Raw genomic sequence first — 1,562 nt, forward strand, 5'->3', positions numbered from 1 at the left:
GCCGAGGGCATGCCCGGCGCCATCGCGAAGGCGGAGGAGCTCGCGAAGAACGACGAGCGGTACCTCATCCCGCAGCAATTCGAGAACCCGGCCAACCCGGCGATCCACCGCGCCACGACCGCTGAGGAGATCTGGCGCGACACCGACGGGCAGATCGACGTGCTCGTCGCCGGAGTCGGCACCGGCGGGACCATCACCGGCGTCGCCCAGGTCATCAAGGAGCGCAGGCCCGAGGCCCGGTTCGTCGCCGTGGAGCCGTCGGCATCGCCGGTGCTCTCGGGCGGCGTGAAGGGACCGCACCCGATCCAGGGCATCGGCGCCGGGTTCGTCCCACCGGTCCTGGAGACCGGCCTCGTCGACGAGATCATCCAGGTCGATGGTGAGGACGCCTTCGACCTGGCCCGCCGGCTGGCCCGGGAGGAGGGACTCCTGGTGGGCATCTCCTCGGGTGCGGCGGTGTCGGCGGCGCTGCAGGTAGCCCGCCGCCCGGAGAACGCCGGGAAGCTGGTCGTCGTCGTGCTTCCGGACTTCGGCGAGCGCTACCTGAGCACACCGCTGTTCGCCGGGCTCGGGTGACCGGCTGTGCTCTCGACGCTGCGCCATGACCTGCGCACGGTGAAGGAACGGGATCCGGCAGCCCGCTCCACCCTCGAGATCGCCCTGTGCTATCCCGGCGTGCACGCCGTCTGGGGCCACCGGATCAGCCACTGGCTGTGGACCCGTGACCTGCGGCTGCCCGGGCGCGTGGTTGCCACGCTCACCCGCATGCTCACCGGGGTCGAGATCCACCCCGCCGCCACGCTCGGCCCCGGCGTCTTCATCGACCACGCCACCGGCGTGGTCATCGGGGAGACCGCCGAGGTCGGCGCCGACGTCACGATTTACCACGGGGTCACCCTCGGCGGCACCAGCCTGGAACCGGCCAAGCGGCACCCCACCATCGGCGACCGAGTGATCATCGGTGCCGGCGCCAAGGTTCTCGGCAACATCACCGTCGGCTCGGACAGCCGCATCGGGGCCAACGCCGTCGTCGTGCGGCCCGTGCCGCCCGGCTCAGTGGTCGTTGGCGTCCCCGGCCAGGTCATCACCCCCAGCCGCCCCCGGCCGGCCACCGCCCTGCCCGGTCAGGACGACGTGCTCCCCGACCTCGTCGGTGTCAGCCTGAAGTCCCTGCTCACCCGGGTCGACCAGCTGGAGGCGGTGCTCGACGGGAACACCGGGAACACCGGGAACACCGACGGCCGCGCCGACGGGCGGGTCGCAGCCCGTCCCACGATCCGCCCGCCCCAGGCCGGTGTGTGGCACGGCGAGGACTTCTCCATCTGATCAACGACCTTAATCGGCGACCTGATCAACGACCTGATCAACGACCTGATCGGTGACGCCCCTGGCTCGACCGGTGTCCCTGGGGATCCGGTCGCGCCAGGATTTGCCGGCAAAGCATGCGTCGCCATAACCACTTGATTCCGTCGGTTTAGACCTCGCAATTCTGGAGCTGACTGAGCCTTTCCGCGTAACAGCCCGTGACGTTTAGCGATCGCCGATGTGTTGTTCGTGTAGTG

General features: G+C 70.0%; 2 protein-coding genes. Both read left to right on the forward strand.

What is annotated here, in order from left to right; all coding sequences use genetic code 11:
- A partial coding sequence (locus tag AC08ON_RS18145) for a pyridoxal-phosphate dependent enzyme (protein ID WP_476617440.1) occupies nt 1-576 on the forward strand: 576 nt, incomplete at its 5' end.
- A gap of 6 nt (nt 577-582) precedes the next feature.
- On the forward strand, nt 583-1,326 hold the full coding sequence (gene cysE, locus AC08ON_RS18150; RefSeq protein ID WP_476617441.1) for a serine O-acetyltransferase: 744 nt from the start codon (nt 583-585) through the stop codon (nt 1,324-1,326).
- Nucleotides 1,327-1,562: the final 236 nt, after the last annotated feature.

The sequence above is a fragment of the Frankia sp. CoWAU3 genome (genome assembly GCF_977971855.1).